This is a genomic window from Chitinophaga pinensis DSM 2588, assembly GCF_000024005.1.
Taxonomy (GTDB): Bacteria; Bacteroidota; Bacteroidia; order Chitinophagales; family Chitinophagaceae; genus Chitinophaga; species Chitinophaga pinensis.
In genome coordinates this window covers 5691490-5712618 of record NC_013132.1, presented here as the reverse complement: position 1 = coordinate 5712618, position 21129 = coordinate 5691490, and the positions used below count along the sequence as shown (strand labels likewise).

The 21129-nt window shown below is 46.5% G+C and carries 12 protein-coding genes; 9 read left to right on the top strand and 3 right to left on the bottom strand.

The annotated features are described in order from the left end of the window. Positions 1 to 29 precede the first annotated feature (29 nt). On the bottom strand, positions 30 to 1226 hold the full coding sequence (locus tag CPIN_RS22640) for an acyltransferase family protein (protein WP_012792176.1): 1197 nt from the start codon (positions 1224 to 1226) through the stop codon (positions 30 to 32). 49 nt (positions 1227 to 1275) lie between these two features. Between CPIN_RS22640 and CPIN_RS22635 the strand changes: the two genes are divergently transcribed. The 3 genes from CPIN_RS22635 (at position 1276) to CPIN_RS22625 (ending at position 3631) form a co-directional block, all read left to right on the top strand. Next, positions 1276 to 1869, top strand: a complete 594-nt coding sequence (locus CPIN_RS22635; RefSeq protein ID WP_012792175.1) for a Crp/Fnr family transcriptional regulator — start codon at positions 1276 to 1278, stop codon at positions 1867 to 1869. An 86-nt stretch (positions 1870 to 1955) separates the two neighbouring features. Beyond that, a complete protein-coding gene (locus CPIN_RS22630) occupies positions 1956 to 2708 on the top strand; it encodes an SDR family oxidoreductase (RefSeq protein ID WP_012792174.1) in 753 nt (250 codons plus the stop codon). 170 nt (positions 2709 to 2878) lie between these two features. Further along, complete coding sequence (locus CPIN_RS22625; RefSeq protein ID WP_012792173.1) at positions 2879 to 3631, top strand: SDR family NAD(P)-dependent oxidoreductase; 753 nt, start codon at positions 2879 to 2881, stop codon at positions 3629 to 3631. Between the two features lie 82 nt (positions 3632 to 3713). Here the strand turns inward: CPIN_RS22625 and CPIN_RS22620 are convergent, their stop codons facing one another. Continuing rightward, complete coding sequence (locus CPIN_RS22620; RefSeq protein WP_012792172.1) at positions 3714 to 4607, bottom strand: dienelactone hydrolase family protein; 894 nt, start codon at positions 4605 to 4607, stop codon at positions 3714 to 3716. 221 nt (positions 4608 to 4828) lie between these two features. Here CPIN_RS22620 and CPIN_RS36930 point away from each other — a divergent pair, with 221 nt between their 5' ends. The 6 genes from CPIN_RS36930 (at position 4829) to CPIN_RS22590 (ending at position 19017) form a co-directional block, all read left to right on the top strand. After that, positions 4829 to 6700 (top strand): acyltransferase family protein, encoded by a 1872-nt coding sequence (locus tag CPIN_RS36930; protein WP_187294679.1) that lies wholly within the window; start codon positions 4829 to 4831, stop codon positions 6698 to 6700. Between the two features lie 151 nt (positions 6701 to 6851). Beyond that, the gene (locus CPIN_RS22610; RefSeq protein WP_245552028.1) at positions 6852 to 10757 is read left to right on the top strand and encodes a hybrid sensor histidine kinase/response regulator transcription factor; all 3906 of its coding nucleotides are present in this window, start codon (positions 6852 to 6854) and stop codon (positions 10755 to 10757) included. 143 nt (positions 10758 to 10900) lie between these two features. Further along, positions 10901 to 14002, top strand: coding sequence for a SusC/RagA family TonB-linked outer membrane protein (locus CPIN_RS22605; RefSeq protein ID WP_012792169.1), 3102 nt, complete (start codon positions 10901 to 10903; stop codon positions 14000 to 14002). Positions 14003 to 14020: 18 nt separating this feature from the next. Then, positions 14021 to 15688: a RagB/SusD family nutrient uptake outer membrane protein gene (locus CPIN_RS22600; RefSeq protein WP_012792168.1), complete on the top strand. Its 1668-nt coding sequence runs from the start codon at positions 14021 to 14023 to the stop codon at positions 15686 to 15688. Position 15689: 1 nt separating this feature from the next. After that, positions 15690 to 17174 carry a glycoside hydrolase gene (locus CPIN_RS22595; RefSeq protein WP_012792167.1) on the top strand — a complete coding sequence of 495 codons (1485 nt, stop codon included), beginning with the start codon at positions 15690 to 15692 and terminating at the stop codon, positions 17172 to 17174. 10 nt (positions 17175 to 17184) lie between these two features. Beyond that, positions 17185 to 19017: a glycoside hydrolase family 35 protein gene (locus CPIN_RS22590; RefSeq protein ID WP_012792166.1), complete on the top strand. Its 1833-nt coding sequence runs from the start codon at positions 17185 to 17187 to the stop codon at positions 19015 to 19017. A 228-nt stretch (positions 19018 to 19245) separates the two neighbouring features. Here the strand turns inward: CPIN_RS22590 and CPIN_RS22585 are convergent, their stop codons facing one another. Continuing rightward, a complete protein-coding gene (locus CPIN_RS22585; protein ID WP_012792165.1) occupies positions 19246 to 21129 on the bottom strand; it encodes a hypothetical protein in 1884 nt (627 codons plus the stop codon).

The window sequence follows — 21129 nt, the reverse complement described above, 5'->3', positions numbered from 1 at the left end:
GAAATATGAAGATAGGGCTAATTATTTAATTAGCCCTGCCTGTTTAACTTCCTTCTCTCTGTCAGATACTTACGTATCGGAATATCGTACAGTACCATTGCCAGATATGCAAATCCGATCAGTGAAACGACGCCGATACCTACGACCCATGCCAGCTGCGACGGCGCAGGCTTATATTGGTTATAATAGGCGGCAAATATCCAGATCACCATATAGTGCGTCATATAAAGCGGATAGGAGATCTTTCCGGCAAAATCACATACGCTGTGTATTGCCTTGTTGCTCACCTGCGCACCTGCGCCCAATGCCACCAGTAAAGGGAAATACACCATCACCAGGGCCAGTTCTATCAGCCAGGGTTCTTTTGTGCAGGGTGTCAGCAACGCCAGCAACAGCAGTATTGCCATACCCGGAAAACCCAGTTTATTTTTGATAATGAAATTGTAACGGTATACCAGTAGGCCAGCCAGGAAAGAGTAACTGAGACGGGCGCCGCCATCCGGAAAAGTGCCGCCGGACCATCCGCCTAAAAGATTGCCGGCTTTATATGCTGTATAGATCAGCCATATTGCTGCAACGACAGCTAATCCCAGGAGCACTTTCTTAGAAAATCTCCACAGAATGGTGCCATAAATAATATTAGCGATATACTCCCAGAAAAGTGACCAGGAAGGCGCGTTCAGTCCGAATAAATTGAAATACGTTTCACCCATTACCGGCAAAGGGATCATGAGCATGGAAGCCAGCACAATCAGTGCAATTCTCCCAAAAGTATACGTCTCCGGTACCGGCGCGAACGGATTAAAGAGGAAGGCCAGCAAGCCGAGTACCGTACCCAATACCACTAGTGGATGCAGGCGGATGATCCTTGATTTGAAGAACTCCATAGTCCCCATTTTTTCAATACGGTTGTCATAAGCATATGCAATGACAAATCCGCTCAGACAAAAGAAGAAATCAACCGCCAGGAATCCATGTCCGGCAAAATTCTTTGTGGCATCTGTAAAGATCACCTCCATAAAGTGGAAGAACACGACGAACACGGCGGCAACGCCTCTTAGTCCGTCGAGTATCTCAAAATGTTGTCTGGTCTGTAGTAACGCGGCCTGTCCTGTTGGCGCTGTCGTGGTAGCTGTTTCGGTCATATGCATGCTAAAGGTAAAGCGTGGAAGATAGTTATCCCCGGTTACATATGCAAGCAAATTGCCAGTAATGGCACTTAACATTGTTAAATGGTTAGTGATTACCTTTGGGGACAGTCGTTAAATAAGGTACATGCAAAACATCAGTGCAACGGAGACGCTCAGGGCTTATTTTTTAAAACGTATAGCAACGGCGGAAGAGGATGCCACCATCTTTGCCGGTTATTTTGAGGAAGTAAGGGTAAAAAAAGGCCAGTATATCGTGCAACCCGGATTTACAGCCCGTTATAAGATCTTCGTGCTGGAAGGCGCCGTGCGGGCCTTCGTATTGGATAAGGAAGGGAATGATCATACGATCTCCCTGGCTATTGAGGAGTGGTGGATCACCGATGTAAACAGCTTCGTCTACCAGCAACCTGCTACCATGTATGTGGTGGCGCTGGAGGATAGCCGGCTGTTGCAGATATCTCACGAAAAAGAAGCGGAAATGAGACAAGTCAATCCTTTATATGAGGCTTTTTTCCGAATGCAATATGAGAGAAGCCTTGCTTTCCTGCAACGGCGAATTATTACAAACCTGACCCTTTCCGCAGAAGAAAGATACCTTCAGTTTCAGCAGGCGTATCCCTCTATCGCCGCCAGGGTGCCGCTTTATGCTTTGGCCTCCTATCTGGGGATGACCCGGCAGTTCCTGTCTCGTATCAGGAATAAGCAGGCAAAAAGGTAAACTAGTTTACGCTGATTTTGTCAACTGGTTTGTTTTTTGGCAGTCGCCGGAATGCCACCTTTGTCATGTAAATAAAACAAAAAAACATGGCTAAGAAATTAAACAACAAAGTGGCACTGGTAACCGGTGGTAGCGCAGGAATAGGACTGGCAATAGCTAAATTATTTGTTGCAGAAGGCGCAAAAGTAATCATCACCGGCCGTCGGGAAACGGTGCTTAACAAGGCAGTAGCTGAAATAGGCAACGACGCACTGGGTATACAGGCGGATTCTTCCAGTCTGTCAGACCTCGATAGCTTGTACAAAACCATCGGTGAAAAAGTGGGTAAAATAGATATCCTCGTCGTTAATGCAGCTGTATATGTACTCGCACCGCTGGCGGCTTTTACAGAGGAAATGTTTGACAAACAAAGTAATATCAATTTCAAGGGAACATTTTTCACTGTTCAGAAATCTCTGAATTACCTGAATGACGGCGCCTCAGTTATATTATTATCCTCCATCGCCAATGAGATAGGTGTACCCAATCACGCTTCCTATTCTGCGACCAAAGCAGCTATCCGCTCTTTAGGCAGAAGCTTTGCCGCCGAACTGGTAGACAGAGGTATCCGTGTCAATGTACTGACGCCTGGTCCTGTTGATACCACGGTATTTGAACAGGTAGCATCTTCACAGGCAGAAATAGACATGATGAAGTCCGGTATGGCTGCTATGACAGCTGTAAAAAGGATCGGTAAACCGGAAGAAATTGCCGCAGGTGCGCTTTTCCTGGCTTCCGACGAAGCCTCTTTTATGCTCGGGGCTGAACTCACGATCGACGGTGGTATCAAATCACTGTAGATTGTTTACGATAGCAACGGAATCTCTGAAAGCGAAGGCGCCCGCCTTCGCTTTTTTGTTATTTATCATGTCCGCCTAACATTTTTGTTTGTCTCCTACAATTGATTGTCGCCTATCATTATTCTCCCGCGCCATTTTACATTTGATCCGTCAAATCAAAAAACGGAATCATGGATCTGTATTTAAAAGGAAAAACAGCAGTGGTGACCGGGGCCAGTCAGGGTATTGGCCGCGCTATCGTGAAGGAATTGTCTATAGAAGGCGTGAAGGTATTTGCTACCGCAAGAAATGCATCGTTACTGGATAATCTGAAAGAAGAAATAGCTGCCGCTGGCGGTATTCCCCCCATCACTTTTGTACAGGATTTTGTTGCTCCCGGAGGGCCACAGGCGATTGCAGATGCTGTCCTGGCTACCTTGGGACATGTTGATATCCTGGTGAATAATGCGGGCCGCAGCCGTCCGCTGGATGTAATCGGGGAGGAGGATGCCTGGAATGCTTCCCTGACGCTCGATTTCGGACATCATCGTCAGCTGACACAGGCACTATTGCCGCAATTGATGGAACGCAGACAAGGGGCTATTCTCAATATCGCCAGTACCTATGAACTGCGTAGTGTCAATGCCTCAGCCGTTGCCAAAGCAGCCCTGGTGGTCTGGTCTAAACAACTGGCGGCCCAGCTGGGACCATATGGTATCCGGGTAAATTGTCTGCAGCCCGGATTGATCGATACAGAAAATATCCGCCCTTTTTTCCGGGGAGATGCCCGGCAGCAATTTGCATCACAGGAAATCCCTTTGGGTGATTTTGGTGAACCTCAGGATATGGCCAATATGGCGACATTCCTGGTTTCTCCCCGTGCGAAGTATATCACGGGTACGGTCGCTGTGGTAGATGGTGGTATGCGCCATCATCCTTTCTGATCGCTTTTATATCGCTATACTAAAACCAGGAAGGGCTGTACCGCGAATAGCGGACAGCCCTTCGCTTATCGCTACAATACGATCAGCTAAGTTTCTCTCTGAAAAAGTCAATCGTCCGTTTCCAGGCCAGTTCCGCTGCTGCCTTATCATAACGGGGCGTCGTATCATTATGAAATCCATGGTTCACGCCCGGATAGATAAATGCGGTATATTCCTTATGGTTTGCCTTCAGCGCCGCTTCATATGCCGGCCAACCCTCATTGACACGGGTGTCCAGTTCGCCATAATGCAGTAAGAGCGGTGCTTTGATCAGCGGTACCAGTTCCGCTGGTGGTTGTCCGCCGTAGAACGGTACAGCAGCCGCTAATTCCGGTATTCGTACGGCCATCATATTGGCGATCCATCCCCCGAAACAGAATCCGACTACCCCAATCTTTCCATTACAGTCCTTGTGATTTTTGAGATAGGTATACGCTGCTATAAAATCCTCCAGCATTTCATCTCTGTTCCGCTTACTCTGCAGTTCTCTGCCCTGATCATCCGTACCCGGATAACCACCCAGTGGGGTCAATGCATCCGGAGCAACGGAGATAAACCCTGCCAGTGCCGCTCTTCTGGCTACGTCTTCTATATGCGGGTTCAACCCCCGGTTCTCATGCACCACGATGATACCGCCGAGTTTCCCCTTGGCCTCCGCTGGTTGGGATAATAACGCCTTGATATCTCCGCCGCCCTTATCAGAATTGTAATGGATATATTCCGATTTCAGCCGTGGATCGTCCGCCTTCACCTGTATAGCGTGGACGTAATCCGGCATCAGAAAACTCATCAGTGCCGGTAAGGTGATGCTGCCTACTGCATAGACAGACAACTTTTCCATGAATTCGCGCCTGTTCACCCTGTTATGGGCATAGTCGTCATACAGGTCAAACACCTCCTGTTTGATTTCCTCCTTTTTTATTGCTCCGTTGTTCATGTAAATATGGGTTTGTCTTAAAGATAAGTAATACTTCGGAGGGCATCAGGAGGGAGCAGGACGGACGGATCGACAACTTTATGAGTGTTCCGGCCTATATGGATTGGGTAAATATTTTATATTACATATATTTGTCAGCTTAATAGTGTGATTAACAATCAAAAAGGCACCGGTTCTGCTATTTGCGGGTATTTTTCAGGACTGTATGCTGCATGTTTTATATGAAATTTAGGTACGATATCAATGCACTGCGTGCTATTGCAGTTTTGTCAGTAATGCTTTTTCATTTCGGAGTAACGCGTTTCGAAGGAGGTTTTTCCGGAGTAGACGTTTTCTTCGTTATTTCAGGTTATCTGATGACCCGTATTATTGCAGGCGGTCTTGATAATAATACCTTTTCCCTGGTGGATTTCTATGGAAAGCGATTAAAGCGAATCGTGCCCGCTTTACTGGTGCTGGTGGGCGTATTAATGCTCGTTAACTTTTTTGTTACCTTCCCCGTTGATTACCATGTAACATCGAAGAATGGACTCAGTAGCCTCCTGTTTGTGTCGAATATTGTCTATTGGAGGAACTCAAGTTACTTTGCGCCCGCATCAGATACCAATATCTTTTTACATACCTGGTCCCTGTCAGTAGAATGGCAGTTTTACCTTTTATACCCCATCTTCCTGAGATGGTTCAATAAGACAATTAGTGATAAAAAAAGAAACTTCAGCATCTTCACGGGTCTGACACTCGTGTTGGCACTTGGCTCTTTTCTGTTTACTAAAATGGATGCAACCGCCTCTTTCTACCTCCTGCCATCCCGTGCATGGGAAATGATGGCGGGGGGCGTAGCATTTTACCTGGAAGGACGTGTGAGTGACCGCAGGAAACAAATCGGGCTTGCACTGGCCGGATACGGTATTATCTTTTTTTCTATCCTGTTCATCAAAAGAGGTACGACCTGGCCGGGTGTTTATACCTTATTACCGGTAGTTGGTACATTCATGGTCATCATTGCGAACTGGAATGATTTGAAACTGATCAAACTGGGTGTTGTACAGTTCTTTGGAAAGATATCCTATTCGCTTTATCTGTGGCATTGGCCGGTCGTGGTAATGGCCACTTATTTTGGTATTACCAGGAATAAAACCTCCCTGCTGGCTTTTATCGCCATCGCTATTGTACTGGCATTGCTGTCTTATAAGTTCATTGAAGCGCTTAAATATGAGAGCAATAAGAAGATCCTGGTAGCCGTATCTGCGATGTCTGCCGTTGTGCTGGTATTGATGCTGAGTAACGCGAATGCCTTTCTGTTCACAGAAAAGAGTAAACAACTGTCTGCCTATGAACAGGCGCATGAAATGGAAAAAAGTCAGATGTTCAGACAGGATACCTGCTTTATTATGATCGGCACAGATAAGAAATTTGACAGGGAACACTGCCTGTGTCTGAAAGACTCCGTCAAAAACGTATTGCTCATTGGCGATAGCCATGCTGCACAGCTTTGGGGACCTTTGTCTGCCAGTCTGCGTAACCGCGGTATTCTTTTGAGTCAGGCTACAGGCAGCAGCTGTGTCCCTGTCATGAAAAGTAATGTACCGGGCCATTGTGATGACGTCATCAATTACATATACAACGAGTATATTGAAAAACATGCAGCAGAAATAGACGGCGTGATATTGACGGCCAACTGGGTCAATGAAGTCAATAACAGTCCGGCCTTGCTGAAAGACCTGCAGAAAACATTACAGTTCCTCGATAAGTACCATTTCAATGTCATGCTGATAGGGCAGACGGAAACCTATACCATGAGTTATCCATACATAGCTGCCTGGGAAAGCGAACTGAATATGCCGCTGACCGCTAAGTTCCGTACGCCGCAATCGGAACAGATGGATCAGTTCCTGAAGAAGAATTTCTCCTCTCTTTATATCGACGTTTATAATAAGGATTCTGTTCCTGTGGTCTCTGATCAGAATGTGCCTTACATGTTCGATGAACACCACGTTACGCCTTATGGTGCAACATTGCTCGTTGATCGTGTATTTGCAGATCCGATCGGCGCCAGCTTCCTCAACAAGGTGTTAAACCATAAACGTATATAAGACACTTATTGTGGCGTAATATGACGTCTGTCCGCTGGTAGCTGTTTTATTTAGTCGTGGAAGAAGTTTTTTCTAAGGAAAAAATCTTATTTTGACGCACAAATGATACAGTACAATGCGGTGGACAATGATGTTATGGCTATGCCTTGCAATGAACACCCTGTTCGCTGCCGGTGAGCCACTGAAGAATCTCAATATAGAGAATGGCCTATCCAACAACGCTGTATTAAACGTTTACCAGGATTCCAAAGGTTTCATGTGGATTGGCACCTATGATGGGCTGAATCGTTATGATGGATACAAATTCAAGATCTACAGAAACAGGATAGGAGATTCCACGTCTCTCATAGATAACGGTATTTATACAATTGATGGAGATACTGAGCACCGCTTATGGATCGGTGGCAGGAAAGGCATTAGTGTGTTTAACCCGGTAAATGAACATTTTTCCGCAGCAACATTTGCCAACGGAAAACCTGTACAGGGGAACATCCATATCATCAAAGCGGGTAACGACGGACTTGTGCTTGTAGGCTCTGAAAATAATGGCCTCCTGCAATTCAACCGCCTGCCCGGTACGGGCAGACAGATCCCTCTTGAAAACAGTACCAGTTACGAAGTTACCGCTATTGACTTCACACCTGATAAAAGCGCCGCATACATATTTGTACAACATATAGGGCTTTGCCGCTATGACTGCAGTACCGCAAAGATTACAGTAATCAGCCGTATAATGACACAGGCCAATTGCCTGAAATCTGATAAAAACGGGATGCTCTGGATAGGCACAGACCAGGGGTTATTCAGCTATAGTAATGGCGTATTCTCTGCTAACTATCTTGAAGAAAACAGTAAAATAGTCAATCTCTGTGCTGATCAGCAAGGCGCTATGTGGGCAGGCTCTGATGGACACGGTATTTTTATTGCCAGAGATGGTAAAGCAACGCATAGTAGCCAGACCCTGAACAGTAATGCCGTCTATTCCATCTGTGAAGACAGGGACGGTCGTAAATGGATCGGTACTTTGAGAGGAGGGATTAATATCATTGATGCGCGTAAGCGACTGTTTGAGCAATACGCATTTACAGGTACTGTAGACAATTTCATCCTGTCCTTCTGCGAAGATGGGCATAAAGGCGTATGGGTGGGAACAGATGGTGGCGGCCTGAAATACTGGGATCGTGAAAAAAATACCTTTAAGATATATAAATACAGTCCTTCCGCTCCGGGTGCTATCAGCAGTAATTTCATAACCAGTATGGTGCAGGACGCACAAGGCGATCTCTGGATCGCTACCTGGTTCGGAGCACTGAACAGGTACAATCGCCAGCGGGATGCGTTTGAACATTTCTCCTGCTTCAATCCCGTTACAAAGTCGGAGGAAAATAATGTCTGGGGCATTTATAAGGACGCCGGAAACCAACTCTGGGCCAGCACTACCAACAATGGTACCCTATATCTTTTTAACCGGGAGAAAAATAACTTCGAACTCTTTGATAAAACACTGGTCAATATCCAGTGTCTTGCAGAAGACCATCATGGTAATATGTGGGGTGGTAACTATTCTTCCCTCATAAAAATCGACCGGGATCACCGGCAGCATCAGATCTTCTCCATCGGTAATACGGTACGTGTCATCCATGAAGATAAAAAAGGACAACTATGGGTTGGTACAGAAGGTGGCGGATTGCTGTTGGTAGACCGTACCACCGGGAAATTTACCCGTTTTACAGAGGCCAACGGTTTGCCCAGTAATACCATCCTGCGCCTGCTGGAAGATGATAAAGGCTTTCTCTGGTTAAGTACCTTCAACGGATTGGCAAAATTTGATCCTGTACAACACACTGTGCGTAACTTTTCCCGTTCTGACGGATTGCAAAGCAACCAGTTTGCCTATAACGCCGCCCTGAAGTTACAGTCAGGCGAATTCCTTTTTGGGGGGATCAAAGGCTTCAATATTTTTCATCCGGATAGTATCTATGAACGCAGTAGTTTTGCCCCGGTATTCCTGACGGGTATCCGCATTAATAATAACTCAGTAGAACAGCAAACGGACCTCATTTCCGCCCGTTCGCAGGATAATATAGAAGAAGTCACCATTCCTTATAATAAAGCCGCTATCTCCCTGGATTTCGTCTCACTGGAATATACTTCCCCTGATAAGATAAGTTACACCTATCTCCTGGAAGGCTGGGATAAGAACTGGAACGATGGCGGGGAAGCCAGGACGGCGAATTATACCCGTTTGCAGGAGGGACGCTATATATTTAAGGTACGGGTGACCAACGCGGATGGTAAATGGGGCCAGGAATTGCAATTACTAAAAGTAATCGTATTGCCCCCCTGGTACAGAACCCCCTGGGCCTATATGGCTTACCTGATATTGGTCTCCATGCTGATCTATGCATATATTCAATACAAGTCCCGACAGGAAAGACTGAAATATGAAATCAAACTGGCGCACCTGGAGAGCGAAAAAGAAAAAGAGATCAATGAAAAGAAACTCTCTTTCTTTACCAATGTCTCCCATGAATTCAGAACACCGCTGACGCTGATCATCAATCCGCTGAAAGAACTGAAAGACAATGAAAACCTGGGTGTTGTATATAGAAATGCCCGGCGTTTGCTGAGTCTTGTCGATCAGTTGCTGCTGTTCCGCAAAGCCGGTAATGACGAAGAACTGAAAGTCGCCCGCCTTGATATTATCGCACTCTGTAATGAGGTCTTCCTCTGTTTCACCCAGCAGGCAGAAACACGTCATATTGCCTATGAATTTATTACTGCGAATGAGACTGCTGACATTTACGCCAACTACGAACAGATAGAGATCGCACTTTTTAACCTGCTCTCCAATGCTTTTAAGTTTACACCAGATGGGGGAAAAATAAGTTGTACCGTAATATGTACCGATCTGGAAGTGACGATCACCGTAACAGATTCTGGTTCAGGTATACCTGAACATCTGCAGAGCAGGATCTTCGATAAATTCCAGCAGGGAGACAGTAAACAGTCCGGATTCGGAATCGGTCTGTATCTTGTCAGGCAGTTCATAGAGAACCATCGGGGCAGCGTTACGTTTAAAAGTACCCTCCATCAGGGAACGGCTTTTTCTATCTACCTGCAGACAGGCGCCGCCCATTTTGAGCCGTCTCAACTGATGGAAGAGCCGGTGAAGAAATCAGCTATACTGGATGAATTAATGGAAGAAGTCTATAGCAAGCCGGCAAAAACAGCTGTATCTGAGGAATTGATCACAGAAAAGAGATCAATGCTGCTGATTGACGATAATGCGGAAATAAGGGGCTACCTCCACCAGCTGTTCTCAGATAAATATATTGTATACGAGGCCGAAAACGGGGCAGACGGATTTGCCGCTATCGAAAAATATATGCCTGATCTGGTGATCAGTGATGTACAGATGGATGGTATGGACGGGCTCGCCCTCTGCCGGAAAATAAAGGAAACAGAAGCACTCTGCCATATTCCGGTTATTCTCCTGACAGCCGCGTCTTCTCCTGCGTCCCGACTGGAAGGTATTGAAGGCGGGGCAGACGATTATATTACCAAACCTTTTGACAACGACCTCTTACTGGTAAAAGTGCAGACCATCATCAGAAACAGGAACCTCCTCAGAGAATATTTTCTTGACCGGATCACCCTGAAGCGAACGGATCTGAAAGTACCCGCCGAATACCAGGACTTTCTAAAGAAGTGCATCGAGATCGTAGAAGACAACCTTGGAAATGAAGATTTCACCATTAAAACCTTCACACAGGCTATCGGTATGAGCCACTCCAGTCTGTATAAGAAGGTAAAATCCATCTCCGGACAAACCATTAATGCCTTTATCCGGTCTATCCGTTTGCGGAAAGCAGCCGTTTTAATGCTACGGGAGAACTATACCGTCAATCAGGCCGCTTTCCAGGTCGGAATAGGCGATATCAAGTACTTCCGGGAGCAGTTTTTCAAATTGTTCGGGATGAATCCGTCCGAATATGTAAAGAAATACCGGCACTCCTTTAATGAAGACCTGAACATTGTCAGAACAGACAATTAATGGGGGGTAAAATATGAATATACCCCCTTTTTTAAGTGATTTACCCCCTCAATGAGTCACTTTTATCCCCCTAATTTAGGCATACAAATACCACGTAAACATAGTATAACCAACTATCTGTCAATTTTAAAGGAAAGTACGTTATGAAAAAATGCTTATCTAGGGTAGTGACGTCTGTTTCACTACAGCAATGGCTCCTTATCCTCCTTTTTTCCCTGTCCCATATCCCTGTATTGCAGGCACAGAAGACCAGTGTGGCAGGAAGGGTGACTGAAGGGAAAGACGCTTTACCCGGCGTAAGTGTGCGGGTAAAGGGGACAAACCAGGGAGCACTGACAAATGAACAGGGGCGTTTCACCCTGACAGCAGCACCGGGCGATACCCTGGTCTTCAATCACATGGGCTATTCTCCACAGGAAATTATTGTAAAAGGCGGAGCCGCTGTTAATGTCTCCCTTGTTACCAGTTCTCAGAATGTAAATGAAGTGGTAGTCGTTGGATACGGTACCCAGAAAAAAGCAACCCTGACAGGGTCTATTTCTGTGGTTAAGGGGTCCGATATTATCAAAAGTCCGCAGCCAAACGTATCCAATGCACTGGCCGGTCGTTTCTCCGGAGTGATCACCAACAACCGCTCCGGTGAACCGGGCTATGACGGTTCTAATATCACCATACGTGGTCTGGCTACTCCGGGTAGCAACGACGTCCTGATCGTGGTAGATGGTGTGCCGGGACAGATCGGCGGACTGGATCGACTGGATCCGAATGATATCGAAAGCATCAGCGTACTGAAAGACGCTTCCGCAGCTGTATATGGTAGCCGTGCAGCAAACGGGGTGATCCTCGTGACCACCAAACGGGGTAAAACCGGTAAGCCTGCCATCAGCTACAGTTTTAACCAGGGTTTTTCTTCTCCGACCAGACTGCCTAAAATGGCAGATGCAGCCACCTATGCAGAGATCACTAATGAGATCCGTTATTATGGTAGTCCTGCAGGCGGTATGAACCAGCTCTATTCTGCCGCAGAAATCCAGAAATTCAGGGATGGTTCCGATCCCCTGAATTACCCTAATACAGACTGGCAGAAAGAGGCACTGAAAAGTGTCGCGCTGCAGAACCAGCATAACCTGTCAGTAAGCGGCGGCACCGACAACGTAAGATATTACGCTTCTCTCGGTATGATCAAACAGGATGGCATTTACAGGGAAGGGGTGACCGACTATCATCAGTATAACTTCCGGTCTAATATCGATGCCGATGTTACCAAACGACTGAAAGTAGGTATTTATCTCTCCGGTCGTCAGGAAGACCGCCTTTATCCTCAAACAGGCGCCGGAGACATTTTCCGTTCGATCTACCGTGCTTATCCGACCGTAGCTGCCCGTTACCCGAATGGCCTCCCTACTTCCGGTATCGAAAATAATAACCCGGTATTACAGGTAACAGACATCGGTGGTACCAATCGTAATCCGACACAGGTGTTCAATGGTATCCTGAAAGGTAGCTACGCCATACCAGGTGTGGATGGTCTATCCCTGGATGGTTTCTTCTCCGTGGATAAATCCTGGAGCTTTGCCAAATCATTCAGCAAACCTTACGCTGTTTACCTGTATGATAAAACTGCCAATACTTATAACAAGACGATTGTAGGTGGCGCCGCGGGAGCCGCAACTTTATCACAGGGACAGCTGAACCGCTCTCTGATTGTTTCAAATATTAAACTGAACTACGCCAGGAAATTCGGTAAACATGATGTAAACGCCTTCATCGCTTATGAGCAAAGCAAAACTGCACAGGATAGCATGGGCGCATACAGAATGAATTTCCCGACTTCTGCAACGCCGGAGCTTTCTCAGGGTGGTGCAGCCGCTACTGATAAGAACAACTCCGGTAACAGCTATAATTTCACCAGGAAAAGTTACTTCGGCCGTATCGCTTATAACTACGAAGAGAAGTACCTGCTGGAAGCACAGGCCCGTATCGATGGTTCCTCCACCTTCCCTAAAGGGAATCAGTACGGTTTCTTCCCTTCCATATCGGCCGGATGGCGCGTATCACAGGAAGAATGGTTCAAATCAGTAGGCTTTATCAATGACCTGAAACTGAGAGGTTCCTATGGCACCCTGGGTAATGATAACGTGGGCCTGTTCCAGTATTATGATAACTACTCCTTCAACAACCAGTATGTGATCGGTAGTGCTATTCAGCCGGGTATAGACCTGATCAAACTGGGAAATCCTAATATTACCTGGGAAACAGCGAAAAAACTGGATGTAGGTTTCAATGCACAGGTGTTGAACCATTTCAACCTGGAGTTTATCTACTTCCAGCAGAAACGTTCCGACATTCTCGCCATGAGAAATGCGTCAATCCCGCAGCTGTCTGGTATTGTGAACCCGAATGGCGGTCAGCCGCTGGTACCTTCCGAGAATCTCGGTAAAGTGAACAGCAAGGGTATTGAAGCTACCCTGGGCTATAATAACAAAACCAATAATGGTATTCATTATAATATCGGTGGTAACATTACTTACGCCAAGAGTGAAATCATCTTCCTGGATGAAGCGCCTGGCACCCTGGCTTACCAGCGTATTACCGGCAGACCGCTGAATACTTATCTGCTGTACAATGCCATCGGTATTTTCAGAACAGAAGATGACCTGAATAAACATCCGCACCTGACCGGCGCTAAACCGGGTGATCTGATATATGAAGATTATAACCAGGACGGTAAGATCAATGCAGATGATGCGACCAGGACAAAATATGGCAACATTCCTGAGATTACCTACGGTATCGTAATGGGCGCTGATTATAAAGGCATCGACCTGTCTATCGTATTTTCCGGACAGACGCACGTAAGTCAGTACGTATTACCGGAGTCGGGTACTATTGGTAACTTCTATAGCAGCTGGGCGGACAATCGCTGGAGTCCAGGCAATCCAAACGGCTCCTATCCAAGAGTAGATGAAAGAGCTTCTTCTTCTGTCAATGGTGGTTTATATCAGAATAATTTCTGGCTGAATAATGCTTCTTTCCTCCGTTTGAAAAACGTGGAACTGGGCTATAACCTGAATGCTAATTTGCTCTCCAGACTGAGACTGGCTGGCGTGCGGATCTATGCCAATGCATTTAACCTGTTCACCATTACCAAAGTGAAAGACTATGATCCGGAAGGTAGTAGCGGCAGCGGACAATTCTATCCACAGCAGCGTATCGTGAATGCAGGCGTGAACGTTAAATTTTAATCCGTAAAAATTCCATCGATGAAAACTAAGCACATTTTTTATTCCATTATAGCGCTTGCCGGCGCAACCTTCGCCTCCTGTAAAAAAGATTATCTGGATGTGGTTCCGACCGACAGGGTGGCTGATGTAACGATCTTATCTGACTCGTCTCTATTCAATGATTATGTGATCAACCGGTATATGAGCATCAAGCTCCAGGATAAGGAAGGAGAGGGTACGAACCCGGGTTTTGGCAGAGGTTTTGAATACGCCATGTGGTGTTCTGCCAGTGACGAGGCGATCTATAACAATGATGATAATACCTGGCTGATGCAGCGTGGTCTGCTGGCGCCGGAGAATACAGGTATTGCCGGCACCATCTGGGGAAGAAGTTACCGGAGTATCCGCGAGTGTAACTACGGACTGAATAACATTATGCAGGTGCAGATGAGTGAAGGACTGAGAAACAAACTGAGAGGGGAACTGCATTTTATACGCGCTTTCCGTTATCATGACCTGATCAGGAACTACGGTAAGGTCGTACTGGTGGGAGATAAAGTATATAATCTGAGTGATAATATGGCAGAAGCCAATTATACCAGGTCATCCATAAAAGAAGGCATTGACTATGCAGTAGCCGAACTGGATTCTGCGGTACAATACCTGCCTGCTGCCAACGATGATAAATGGCAGCTGGGTCGTGCTACAAGAGGCGCCGCACTGGCTTTGAAAGCACGTTTGTTATTGTATGCGGCAAGTCCGTTATATAATACAGGCACCTGGGAAGCGGCAGCAGCTGCTGCTAAAGCAGTAATGGACCTTATGCAATATTCAATCGCACCGGATTACGCTAAATTGTTCCTCAACGTGAACAACAATGAGATCATTTTTTGTCGTCAGTATGCGATCGGTGCACGTCACGTGTGTATGGAAATCGCAAATGGTCCTAATGGTTACAACGGCTGGGCAGGTAATTCACCGCTGCAAAACCTGGTGGATGCCTATGAGATGAAAAGCGGTAAGCCAATCACGGATGCTACTTCCGGATACGATGCGGCTAATCCGTATGCCAACAGGGATGCCCGCTTTTACGCCAGTATCCTTTACAATGGCGCCAGCTACAGAGGCTCTACCATTCAGGGATATACACCTGGTGGAAAGGATAGTAAAGATGGTCCTTCCAACTGGAATAGCACCAAAACAGGTTACTATCTGCGTAAATTCATGGATGATAACAATCCGATCGACAACCCGTGGGAAGTGGCTGGGCTGCAACCCTGGATCTATCTCCGCTATGCAGAAGTACTGCTGAATTATGCAGAAGCACAGAACGAAGCAGTAGGGCCGGATGCAACAGTCTATGCCGCTATCAATCAGATCAGGCAGCGTGAAAGTGTAAAACAACCCGTGCTGGCAGCAGGTATTTCCCAGTCACAGATGCGTGATGTAATCAGAAGAGAACGTCAGGTAGAACTGGCCTTCGAAGAGCATCGTTTCTACGACGTACGTCGCTGGAAAATAGCCATGCAGACAGAAAATGTGCCTGCCTATGGTGTAGATATTACTATCGCAAATGGTAAAACAGTATATACAAGAAAAGAAGCCCTGAGCGGACGCCTCTTCGCTGAAAAGAATTACTGGTTACCAATTCCAAGAACAGAAATCCTGGCTACCAATAACAAGCTGGAACAAACCACCGGATATTAGCATGAACAGAATTTTTATGCCGGTGTTGATGGTCATTACTTTCATGAAAACTGCGGTGGCTCAGACCACCGCAGTTCATGTCAGCATCGACCCCGGTACGACATATCAGACAATAGACAACTTCAGCGCATCTGATGCATGGTCTGTACAGTTTGTCGGCAACTGGCCGGAGCAGAAGAAGAACGCAATGGCGGACTGGCTTTTCAGTATGGATACTACTTCATCCGGCACTCCCCGGGGTATCGGGTTGTCCATGTGGCGTTATAATATTGGCGCCGGAAGCACAGAACAGGGAGATAGCAGCGATATCCGCGATGAATGGAGACGAGCCAGTGAGTGGCAGCATCAGTCCGGCCAGCAATGGTTCCTGGAAGCCGCCAGGAAAAGAAAGGTATACCGGTTCCTGGGATTCCTGAATAGTCCGCCGGTACGGCTGACTACCAACGGAAAAGCATTCGCTCATAAAGGTCTCAGCAATATTACTGCAGATAAGTATGATGCAATGGCGGCATATGTCGCCGATGCGGTCAATGGTATCTATAAAACGACAGGTGTACGTTTCGATTTTATCAGTCCGGTCAACGAACCGCAATGGGACTGGAGTGATGGCAACCAGGAAGGTTGTCCCTACGATAATGAGCAGATCAGCGGCGTGGCGAAAAGTCTCAGCAAGGTACTGACAGCGAGGAAGATCAATACAAAAATATTAATCGGGGAAGCGGGTAAACTGGACTATCTGTTCAGTACTGCGGATAAACCGGCCAAAGGTAAACAGGTCTCAGCATTCTTTGATCCCTCCTCTCCATATTATGTAGGCGACCTTTCCAATATCAGCCGCAACATTGCAGGACATAGTTATTTCACGACCTCTCCGGCACAAGTGGCGGTGAGTACAAGAGAAGCACTGGCGAAAGCGGTAGGAGCGGTACCCGGGTTGGGTTTCTGGCAATCGGAGTATTGCATCCTGGGTGACAATGCCGGCGAGATCAATGGCAGCAAAAGAGATTATGGCATGGATGCGGCCTTATACCTGGCGACGGTCATACATCGTGACCTGGTTATTGCCAATGCAAAAGCGTGGCAATACTGGCTGGCCATCTCTCCATATGATTATAAAGACGGGCTGATATACATCGATAAACACAAAACGGACGGCGATTATCACGACAGCAAAATGCTGTGGGCGATGGGCAATTTCAGTCGCTTTATCCGTCCGGGTGCACAGCGTATTAAAGCCGGGCTGGATAGAGATAGCAGCCTGCTGATATCTGCCTATAAGAACACAGACAATAGCGTTTGCCTCGTTATCGTAAACCCTTCACAACAGGAAATACAAATGGACGCAAGTACTAAAAAAGGAAAGATCAGCCGGCTGCGTACCTATGTTACTTCCGATGCCGGTAATCTGCAACCTGTACCGGTACAAAACAAGATCATCATTCCTGCACGTGCCGTAGTTACAGTGACAGGCAGTATCAAACTCTAAAAGAACCGGCATGAAAAAGACTGGCTTTATTACATTACTCATTGTTTTTTCCTACTTGTTTTCCATCGCACAGCAACAGCATACTTTTACCCTTGGTGATACAGCTTTTCTGCTGGATGGAAAACCTTTGCAGATGATTTCCGGGGAAATTCACTATCCCCGTGTACCCAGAGAATGCTGGCGGGACCGGATGAAGATGGCCAAAGCGATGGGGTTAAATACAATAGGCACCTACGTATTCTGGAATGTACACGAACCTGAAAAAGGGCAATATGATTTCTCGGGGAATAATGATATCGCGGCTTTTGTAAAAATGGCGAAAGAGGAAGATTTATGGGTTGTACTAAGACCCAGCCCTTACGTTTGCGCAGAATGGGAATTCGGAGGCTATCCTTACTGGCTGCAGGAGATAAAAGGGCTGAAAGTACGCAGTAAAGAGCCGCAATATCTTGAAGCCTACAGGAACTATATTATGGCGGTGGGTAAACAGTTATCTCCATTACTGGTCACCCACGGCGGCAATATCCTGATGGTGCAGATAGAAAATGAATACGGGTCTTATTCCGATGATAAAGATTATCTCGATATTAACCGGAAAATGTTTGTCGAAGCAGGCTTCGACGGACTGCTATATACCTGTGACCCGAAGGCGGCTATCAAAAATGGCCATTTACCCGGCTTATTACCCGCTATTAATGGGGTCGATGATCCCTTACAGGTAAAACAACTGATCAATGAAAATCATAGCGGAAAAGGGCCTTATTATATTGCTGAATGGTATCCCGCCTGGTTCGACTGGTGGGGCACAAAACATCATACCGTTCCATACCGGCAATACCTGGGTAAACTGGATAGCGTACTGGCCGCAGGAATTTCTATTAATATGTACATGTTCCATGGCGGTACGACGCGTGGTTTTATGAACGGCGCCAATGCCAATGACGCCGATCCATATGAACCACAGATCAGCAGTTATGACTATGATGCACCGCTCGACGAAGCAGGTAACGCAACAGAGAAGTTTATGCAGTTCCGTAATGTAATCGCTAAACACCTGCCTGCGGGAACTTCCTTACCGGAGGTGCCTGCGAAAAGACCTGTTATCAGTATTCCCGAGATCCACCTTCCTGCGGCAACCCGTATTTTTGATCTGTTGCCAAAACCTGTTGGCAGTGCCAAGCCGCGTACATTTGAAGACCTGGGTCAGGCATATGGCTGGGTGATGTATAGTACCACGCTGACGGGAGGTAGGAAAGGGCTTTTACAGTTAAAGGAATTACGCGATTATTGTGTGGTAATGGTGAATGGAAAAAGAGCAGGTGTACTGGACAGAAGATCAAAGAGGGATAGTATCGCGCTGGATTTACCCGCCGGAAAAGTGAAACTGGACCTGCTGGTAGAGAACCTGGGACGTATTAATTTCGGCCCATATCTTTTATCCAACCGGAAAGGCATCACCGAAAAAGTACTTTTTGACAGGCAGGAGCTGAAAGGCTGGCAGCAATATGGTTTACCATTCGATAAGCTGCCTGCTGTAGCCGCGAAAGGGATCAAGGCAGGGGCAAATGTACCTACCTACAGACAGGGTACTTTTACCTTGGATAAAACCGGTGATACCTGGCTGGATATGAGTAACTGGGGTAAGGGCGCTGTATGGATCAATGGTCATCACCTGGGAAGGTACTGGCAGGTTGGTCCGCAACAGACGATCTATGTACCTGCCGAGTGGCTGAAGAAAGGAATGAACGATATTGTCATTATGGAATTAATAAAGCCGGAAATGGAGATGCTGTCGGGTATCGATCATCCGATACTGGATGTATTACATCCTGAGGCGCTGTAATTATAGTTCCAGCTCTGTTATCAATCTGCTAAGACTTATGTATTTATTATCCTTCATTGATCCTTCGTTGATGAATGAAGGATCAATGAAGGATAGTAAATACATAATCACAAACCGGACATTGAACAATAAGAAAGGACATCCGAAAGGGTGTCCTTGCCTGTTAAAAGAAACCCCCGCACCAGGAATGGCCGCGGGGGGATACTATAAAACCATTAAAAGACACAACTATTTAAGGTTTCCCATCTCTTCTATGAGATCAAGGAAATATTGTAAAGCGTTTTCTTTCTCTTTTGGTACATCAGCAACCATATCAACACCCACATAACCGTCTTTGATACCAGTGGAGGTCATATAGAGGTTACCAGCGCTACCGAGCAGTGTACGCATTTTCTCAGCACCGTCGCCCAGTTCGCTTGCAGGAATGCCGGCGCTCATTGTTTTCGGGTTGAAGAACAGTGAGAAATTGTTTTTGCTCAGCAGGGCTTTTTGCTCTTTGCTGATATTGCCTTTGAAAGAACCGCTCTGGATCTGACGGATATCCTTTATAGACGTACCGATAAATACGATACCGTCTTTGATCAGGAAATGCAGGTTGAAAGGCATTTTCCTTGATTGTTCAAGGGAGTAAACTCCGTTATCCTGCAATATTTTTTCTTTTTTGATGCCATATTGCAACAGGCGTTCTATGATACGCGGATCATCGGAAGAGAACATGCAAAGGAAATCAGGCAGGGTTTCCGTTTTAGTTTTAACGGTATCCCTGTATTCGAAGGTTTCCGGGTCATAGTTATAAGAACTGTAACTGACCTGTTGCTGATTGAGTCCGGACAACAGGAACAGGGCATCTCCTTTAACTACTTTAGCGATGGCTTTTTCGTCGAGGGCAATGGATAAGAATTCCCCGAAAATGTTCATTTCCTCGTCATACCTTCCATATATACCTTTAAACAGCGACGGTATTTCATTCACGTAGGCTTCGGTGTTAAAAGCGATGCTCATAAAACCTATCAGGCTATCGCTATTAACATATTTCAGGAACTTTTTGTTCAGTTGCTGGTTGCTGATCTTTTCGTAGCTGGCTGCTTTCTGCGGGTCCAGGCCGATTTCGCTGGTCAGGCGCATCTGTTCTTTATCCAGGTACAGTCTGGCATTATAGGAGCCATATCCGCGCATCAGGTAACCGTACTTCATCAGCGTATAAGGCAGGAAGGAAGAGTAGACGCTCTGCATGTCTGTCATCCAGAAAGAGGCTACTGCCTCCGGATCTGCGCTACGTTTATAACCAGGCGTGTTGAGGATAGAAGGTGTGTTTTCTTTTTTCTCAAATACCTGTAAGGCGTTATCGGACAACCATAACATCGTCACACTGTCTATGATCAGCCTACGTTCTTCATAACTTTGTCCTTCTTCATAGTTGTCGTTATAATTGAAATCAACAACCGGTGGCGGCGGAGCGTCATCGGGTACGGTTGTCGGGATCGTATCCGGCACAGGTGAGGGGGCTTCTACGATGACAGGTTCATCATAAGTCGCTGTTGCTGCAGAATCTGTGATGGCGATAGGCTCAGCTGCATCCACATAAGGATCAGCGGCCAGTTCGATACCATATCTCGCAGCGCGGGCAGAATCAGCGAAGAAGTTGTCTTTTGCACGACCATAGGTCAGGAACACAAACTGTTTATTCCAGGCCACCACGCTTTTCGCGCTCGGACGCATTGATATATTGATGCTGTTCTGCTCCAGCACTGGTTCCTGGCTGGTACGGAACAAAGCGTCTACTTTATTGGGATCTGCAATCGGGATCAGTACACAGGTATAATCGATACTGTCAGTCAGCTGGGAATAGTAGTAACTATTCGCAGTGAGACTGAAACCCAGGTCCTCGATGCTTTTATAATCCTGCCGGGTGCTTTGGGCGATTGATTCCAGTAGTTTTTTTCCCAGCAGGGACTTGTTGACATCCTTCACTGTGGTCAGGCGGAATAATTGTCCGCTTTTAATAGAAGCGACCGTAAATGCTTTTTCGGGGATTTTATAGGCTAAGTCCTGCGCGGAAGCTGTTAATCCGGTGCAGGTAGCAAGCGCTATCAATTGCAAAACTCGTTTCAT

What these genes read in the sequence shown, in the direction of transcription:
- CPIN_RS22640 (WP_012792176.1), bottom strand. Translation starts at nt 1,226, where the DNA reads ATGTTAAGTGCCATTACTGGCAATTTGCTTGCATATGTAACCGGGGAT.
- CPIN_RS22635 (WP_012792175.1), top strand. Translation starts at nt 1,276, where the DNA reads ATGCAAAACATCAGTGCAACGGAGACGCTCAGGGCTTATTTTTTAAAA.
- CPIN_RS22630 (WP_012792174.1), top strand. Translation starts at nt 1,956, where the DNA reads ATGGCTAAGAAATTAAACAACAAAGTGGCACTGGTAACCGGTGGTAGC.
- CPIN_RS22625 (WP_012792173.1), top strand. Translation starts at nt 2,879, where the DNA reads ATGGATCTGTATTTAAAAGGAAAAACAGCAGTGGTGACCGGGGCCAGT.
- CPIN_RS22620 (WP_012792172.1), bottom strand. Translation starts at nt 4,607, where the DNA reads ATGAACAACGGAGCAATAAAAAAGGAGGAAATCAAACAGGAGGTGTTT.
- CPIN_RS36930 (WP_187294679.1), top strand. Translation starts at nt 4,829, where the DNA reads ATGAAATTTAGGTACGATATCAATGCACTGCGTGCTATTGCAGTTTTG.
- CPIN_RS22610 (WP_245552028.1), top strand. Translation starts at nt 6,852, where the DNA reads ATGAACACCCTGTTCGCTGCCGGTGAGCCACTGAAGAATCTCAATATA.
- CPIN_RS22605 (WP_012792169.1), top strand. Translation starts at nt 10,901, where the DNA reads ATGAAAAAATGCTTATCTAGGGTAGTGACGTCTGTTTCACTACAGCAA.
- CPIN_RS22600 (WP_012792168.1), top strand. Translation starts at nt 14,021, where the DNA reads ATGAAAACTAAGCACATTTTTTATTCCATTATAGCGCTTGCCGGCGCA.
- CPIN_RS22595 (WP_012792167.1), top strand. Translation starts at nt 15,690, where the DNA reads ATGAACAGAATTTTTATGCCGGTGTTGATGGTCATTACTTTCATGAAA.
- CPIN_RS22590 (WP_012792166.1), top strand. Translation starts at nt 17,185, where the DNA reads ATGAAAAAGACTGGCTTTATTACATTACTCATTGTTTTTTCCTACTTG.
- CPIN_RS22585 (WP_012792165.1), bottom strand. Translation starts at nt 21,129, where the DNA reads ATGAAACGAGTTTTGCAATTGATAGCGCTTGCTACCTGCACCGGATTA.